This is a genomic window from Dialister sp. UBA1703, assembly GCA_002320515.1.
In the GTDB taxonomy this organism is placed as follows: Bacteria; Bacillota; Negativicutes; order Veillonellales; family Dialisteraceae; genus Dialister.
This window is the reverse complement of sequence record DCJJ01000052.1, coordinates 143-6,233: the sequence shown is the minus strand read 5'-3', so window position 1 is coordinate 6,233 and position 6,091 is coordinate 143. Positions and strand designations below refer to the sequence as shown.

At 57.5% G+C, this 6,091-nt stretch carries 5 protein-coding genes; 2 read left to right on the top strand and 3 right to left on the bottom strand.

The features are described from left to right. Positions 1–295: 295 nt before the first annotated feature. Both aroD and B2Y11_RS02380 read right to left on the bottom strand, forming a co-directional pair. A complete protein-coding gene (gene aroD / locus B2Y11_RS02385; protein WP_291055707.1) occupies positions 296–1,054 on the bottom strand; it encodes a type I 3-dehydroquinate dehydratase in 759 nt (252 codons plus the stop codon). A 12-nt stretch (positions 1,055–1,066) separates the two neighbouring features. Continuing rightward, positions 1,067–2,176 carry a M24 family metallopeptidase gene (locus B2Y11_RS02380; RefSeq protein WP_291055704.1) on the bottom strand — a complete coding sequence of 370 codons (1,110 nt, stop codon included), beginning with the start codon at positions 2,174–2,176 and terminating at the stop codon, positions 1,067–1,069. A 364-nt stretch (positions 2,177–2,540) separates the two neighbouring features. On the opposite strand from B2Y11_RS02380, the gene B2Y11_RS02375 reads away from it, so the two are divergent. Beyond that, entirely contained in the window at positions 2,541–3,980 is a 1,440-nt protein-coding gene (locus B2Y11_RS02375) for a class I adenylate-forming enzyme family protein (RefSeq protein ID WP_291055699.1), read from the top strand. Positions 3,981–4,029: 49 nt separating this feature from the next. After that, the gene (locus B2Y11_RS02370; RefSeq protein ID WP_291055697.1) at positions 4,030–4,644 is read left to right on the top strand and encodes a Maf family protein; all 615 of its coding nucleotides are present in this window, start codon (positions 4,030–4,032) and stop codon (positions 4,642–4,644) included. A 155-nt stretch (positions 4,645–4,799) separates the two neighbouring features. Here the strand turns inward: B2Y11_RS02370 and B2Y11_RS02365 are convergent, their stop codons facing one another. Next, entirely contained in the window at positions 4,800–5,981 is a 1,182-nt protein-coding gene (locus B2Y11_RS02365) for an iron-containing alcohol dehydrogenase (RefSeq protein ID WP_291055695.1), read from the bottom strand. Between the last annotated feature and the right edge of the window lie 110 nt (positions 5,982–6,091).

Sequence of the window (6,091 nt, the reverse complement as noted above, 5' to 3'; positions counted from 1 at the left end):
CCCTCTGAACCCTCTGAACCCTCTGAACCCTCACGTCGCAGGCGTGTCCATGGGCAATCCACAACCCTCAGCGCCATAGGCGCTGAGGCCCCTTGAGCGCCAGCGAACACAACCTTTTGCCCGAAGGGCAAAGCCCCTTCGCCCGCGGAGCGGGCGTTAAACCTAAGAACTTTTTTCCTCCCCCCCTTCTACACAACCCGCCGCCGAAGGCGGTCCCAACCTGCGGCGTCAGCCGTGCCCCCGTTCGCCCAAAGGGCGAACCTTCTGAACCCTTTGAACCCGGGGCCGAAGGCCTTTATTTATACAATATTCCCAGCACTGTCCGCGCTTCTTCCACTGTCAGCTGGCCGGGAGCGCTGGCTTCTTTTCCGGCGGCGAAGGTGAGGGGAGCGCCGAGCCCGTTTCCTGCCACCCTGGTGAGGACGCCAAGGGGGCCCATGCCGATGGTAATGACAGGGGTGTCAGGGAAGAGGCGGTTTACCCTGGCGGCGGCGTTGATGAGGGCGGCGGCGTCCAGGGGGGTCTGTGGCATGACGGCGATTTTCAGGATGTCGGGACGGAAGGATTTCATATTTTCCAGCGTGTCCACAATTTCCATTTCCGAAAGGGCCCTCTTGAATTTATGGTAGCTCATGAGGGTAGGAATCTGCCGGGCTCTGGCCCGAGCCATGAGGATTTTGGTGTCCATGATTTCATGGCCGTATTCGATGTCGATAATATCCGCCCAGCGGGAGGCGAGGATGAGGGAAATAAGATGCACATAGTCGCCGCCGGGGGTTTTGTGGACGCCGCCCTGGCTCTTGGTGCGAAGGGTGGTGAGGAGGGGCGTGTCTTCAAAGTGGGAGCGGATGATGTGGTATGCTTTGTCCAGGTCGGTTACGGCGTTGAAATCCTCCTTGTTCAGAAGGTAGTCCACCCGCCATTCCAGCATATCGGGGGAAAGCTCCTTCAGGGAAGTGCATTCCTTTTCCAGGTCTTCAAAGGAAGCGGAAACGAGGGGGACGCAGATTTTGGGCCTGCCTTCCCCGAGAATCATATGTCTGACTTGCATCATGGTTTTCTCCTTTCAGGAAATCTGCCAGCCCCTGCCGGCATGGTTCAGTACTTCGCAGCCTTCTTCCGTCACCAGCACCAGATCTTCGATGCGGACGCCGAATCGGCCTTCCAGATAGACACCGGGCTCGATGGAAAAGATCATGCCCGGTTTGGCAATGAGGGGGGATGAGGCGCTTACTTCTCCCTCCTCATGCTCTTTGAGGCCGATGAAATGGCCCAGACGGTGGGTGAAGAAGGGCCCGTATCCTCCGTTGGCAATGTATTCCCTGGCTGCCCGGTCCAGATCAGCCAGCGGGATTCCCGGCCGCACCAGGGATTCCGCCAGCTCTCCCGCCTCCCGTACCAGGGTATGTACCCTTTTCTGCTCCTCCGTGGGAGTGCCGGTGAAAAAGGTGCGGGTCATGTCGGAGCAGTAATGATTTTTCCGGCAGCCGATGTCAAAAAGCACCGTCTCGTTTTCAGAAAGCTTTGTGTCATCGGGCATATGGTGGGGATCGGCGCCGTGGGCGCCGAAGGAAACGATAGGCGGGAAGGAGAACCCCTCCGCCCCTTCCTCTTTATAAATAGCAAGGAGCCTGTCGGCGCATTCCTTTTCTGTCACACCGGGATGAATCCAGCGGGAAATCCGTTCCATGGCCCGGTCATTGATGGCAGAGGCAAGGCGCATGGCTTTGATTTCCTCCTCATCCTTCACTGCCCGCAGGCCGTCCACCAGGGGAGAACCGTTCTTAAAGGACAGGTCGGGGCGAAGGGCCATGAGGGATAAAAGGAAATGGGATGGCCAGGTCTTGTCGATGCCGGTCGTACCCTTCGGCAGGAAAGGGGAGAGAAGGGCCAGCCCCTCCTCTCCGTCTTCAAAGGAAATATCCGCCGGCCGGCCTCCACCCGCCTCCTCCATGGAAAGGCCCATGCCCTCCTTCAGGGGAAAAAGCCGGTTCCGGAGCCAGAAAGGCGGCTCCTTTTGGCGGAAAACCAGCACCGTAAGCCTCTCGCCGGGATGGATGATTTCCCCGGTGAGATAGAAAAGGGCGGCTGGCTCTGAAACAATAAGCGAATCCAGCCCCAGAGCCTCCAGCCCCGCGCCGGCAGCAGCCATGCGCCTCTTATATATATCCAGCATAGGATCCCTCCTTAATATTTTCTTAACTCTATTATATAGGAAATAAAATTTTTTGCTGAGAAAAGTTTTGGGGACCGTGGGATGGCTATCCGCTATCTGCCCTGAGCGAAGCGAACACAACCCGCCGCCGGCAGGCGTCCACAACCCTCGGCCCGAAGGGCCGTCGCCCCCTGAGCGAAGCGAACATAACCCGCCGCCGACAGGCGGGCACAACCCTCGGGGCGAAGCCCCGTCAACCTACCCCCTTTGAACCCTCTGAACCTTTTGAACCCTTTGAACCCTCACGCCGAAGGCGTGTCTATAGTGTCCATAATTTGAGATGCCATTTGTAATCTGCTACAATAGAACCAAAGTGAGGTGCGCTATGTTTATTCATGAAATCATCAATCAGGCGCCGGAGGGGCATGTGGCCATCGACGGCGAGGCAAAGGTTACCTATGGCGAACTGCGGAAGATTGTATCTCTCTATCGGAACCGGCTTTATGAAATGGGCGTCCGGAAGGGCTGCCGGGTGGGGCTTTATTCCGCCAACCGGCCGGAGTTTATTTATGTCCATCTGGCAGTGATGAGTCTGGGGGCTGTCATCATTCCCATCAACAACTCCCTGGTGGACCGGGAAGTGGACTACATCCTGAAGGATGCGGAGGCCCTGCTGCTGGTGACGGATACGGATCTTACGGTTTCCGTGCCCGCCGTAGACATCCACGACCTGGATTTCCAGGCCCGGGAACGGAAGGCGCCGGAGGCGCCGCCCTTCCCGGAAGACCTGACGGAAGACGACGTGTGTGCTTTTGTCTATACCTCCGGTACCACCGGCAGCCCCAAGGGGGCCATGCTCACCCATAAGAATTTCGTCCGCAATGTGGAGCAGTTCACCCGGATGGTCATTTTCAAGCCGGAGGATAAAATCCTCTGCGTACTGCCCATGTTCCACTGCTACGGCCTCACCACCGTCATCCATGCAGGCCTTATGCACGGCAGCACCATCGTCATCGTCCGGACGAAGAATCCCACGGAAATCATCAATGCCATCGTGGAGCACGGCATTACCATTGCCATTATGGTGCCGCCCATGTACAACCTTCTGGCCCGCCGGGGCGAACCGGCGGTGATGAAGACCGTCCACGATTTCATTTCCGGCGGCGCTCCCATTCCCCAGCCTGTGGCCCAGGCCTTCTTTGACCGTTTCCACCATCCCGTACGGGAAGGCTACGGCCTGACGGAAGCATCGCCGGTGGTGAGCGTCCTTCCTTCGGACAGGCTGAAGTACCTCACCGTAGGCCCTGCCATCCCCGGGGTGGAAGTGAAAATCGCGACGGAAAAGGAAGGCCCCTATCAGCCCGGCACGGTGGGCGAGCTCATGGTACGGGGAGACAACGTGATGAAGGGCTACTGGCACAGGGAAGAAGAAACGAAGAAAGTGCTGGAGCCCGACGGCTGGCTGCACACCGGTGACCTGGCCTACATGGACGAAGACAGATTCATTTACATTGTAGACCGGCTGAAAGACCTTATCATTGTGAATGGCGAAAACATTTACCCCGGCGAAGTGGAAGACTGCATCTACGAAGTGGAAGGAGTCTATGAATGCGCCGTCATCGGCCATCCCGATCCCCTCCGCGGCCAGGTAGTCTGGGCCTATGTGGTCATGAAAGACGGGTACGAATTCGACGAAGCCCGCATCCGCAAATACCTCAGCCGGAACCTGGCAGGCTACAAAATCCCCCGCCGCTTCATTCCCATGGACGCCCTCCCGAAAAATGCGTCCGGAAAAATTCTGAAACGGGCCCTTCGGGACAAATAAAAAGAGCGGCGCAGAGCGCCGTTTTTTTATAAGAAAGGAAATAAAAATCATGCATATCCTGCTGGCCTCCGCCTCACCCCGCCGCCGGGAACTGATTCATCGGATCGGCTGGGAAGCGGACATCGAGAAAAGCGATTTTCCGGAAGTCAAAAACGAAGAAGAAGCCCTGTCCTTCATCCTGAAAGAAAAGAAGGAAATGGAATTTGCCCCCTTCGCCCACAGCAGCCTGGTGTGCGCCGCCAACGCCTTCGGCAAAGCGGCAGACGCCGCCTCCCGCCGGGGCGATGGCATCCCCGTCGTAGGCGCAGACACCATCGTAGTGCTGGGGCAGGACATCCTGGGCAAACCTGAAAATCAGGAAGACGCCTTCTGCATGCTCCGCGCCCTCTCCGGAAAAACCCACGCAGTCAAAACCGGCATGGCAATCCTCTATCAGGGAAAAACAGACCTCACCGTCACATCCACAGAAGTCAGATTCCGGCAGCTTGAAGACGAAGAAATCCGAAAATACATAGAAACAGGAGAACCCATGGACAAAGCCGGTGCCTACGGCATCCATGGCATAGGCACCCTCCTGGTGGAATCCATCCATGGCTCCTACGACAACGTAGTAGGCCTCCCCTTGGCAGTACTCTATGAAAGGATGAGGGAAATCGTAGGATAATTGGCCGGCTGTCCGCTGGGTGGTATATAAAATTATTGCCGCCGACAGGCGGTCTCAACCTGCGGCGCCAGCCGCGCCCCCGTTCGCCCAAAGGGCGAACCTCCCGAACCCTCACACCATAGGCGTGTAAAAAGGGGCCGCTTGGCGGCCCCTTTTTACAATGCTTTCCTGTAAATCGCCAGCAGATCCTCTTCCGTCAAGGGAGAGAATCCATGGAGAATGCCATCCTCCCCCTTCCAGGCCATGGCGTGGGCCGCCATGTCTTCGAAGAGAGCATCGTCCATGCCGATTTCAGACAGGGAACCGGGGAGGGAGAGGGCCTTTCTGAAGAATTTCCGGAGTTTCTTAATGCCCTTCCTGGCGGTTTTCATTTCATTCTTTCCTTCCTTCACCCCCATGACGCGGGCGGCGAAGCGGGCAAGGCGGGGTGCCGTGTCCTCATTCAGCACATACTCCATGAAAGCGGGGGTCAGGATGGCCAGCCCCAGACCGTGGGGAACGGGATAGAAGGCGGAAAGCTCATGCTCCAGGGCATGGCAGCTCCAGGAAACGGAGTGGCCCCGGTCGATGAGGTCGTTGATAGCCCATTCGGAATCCCAGAGCAGATTGGCCCGGGCCTCCTCATTGGCGCCGTCCGCCATGGCCAGAGGCGCCCAGCGGATGACCGAGCGCATCATGCTTTCCATGAACCCGTCCATGGCGTCAAACCCTTCGGCCCGGTTCAGGTACACCTCCAGAATATGGGACAGAATGTCGGCGCTGCCGAAGGCCGTCTGGGCAGGAGGCACGGTGAAAGTATTCTTCGGGTCAAGGAAAGAAACCTTCGGACGCAGCGCTTCCGTAGTCCAGCCCAGCTTCTCGTGGGTGTCAGGATTAGTAATGACGGCGCAGCTGTTCATCTCCGACCCCGTGGCCGCCATGGTGGGAATGGCCAAAAGAGGCAGGGCGCGGGAAATCTGTGCCCTTGATTTCACCAGCTCCCAGGGGTCTCCTTCATACAGGGCGCTCCCCGCAATCACCTTCGCCGTGTCAATCACACTGCCGCCGCCGACGGCCAGAATGAGGTCAATGCCTGCCTCCCGGCAGAAACGGGCCCCCTTCACCGCCAGAGGCAGCTCCGGATTTGGCTTTACACCGGAGATTTCATAGGCAGAAACCCCCGCCTTTCTGATTTCATCCACCACCTTGTCATAAATGCCGCTTTCCTTGATGGAACCGCCGCCGTACACCAGAAGCACATTCTTCCCCCAGCGGGGCAGTTCCTCGTGAATATGGCTCATGGCATCATGGCCGAAATACACTTTCGTAGGATTGCAATAGATAAAAGGATCAACCATGGGAAACCTCCTTGTACTCTGTGATCTATGATGATTTTATTATACCCCATGAAAGGAATGGGCGGCTATCCGCTGCTGCCATGGGTTGGTGTACTAGTGTACTAGTGTAC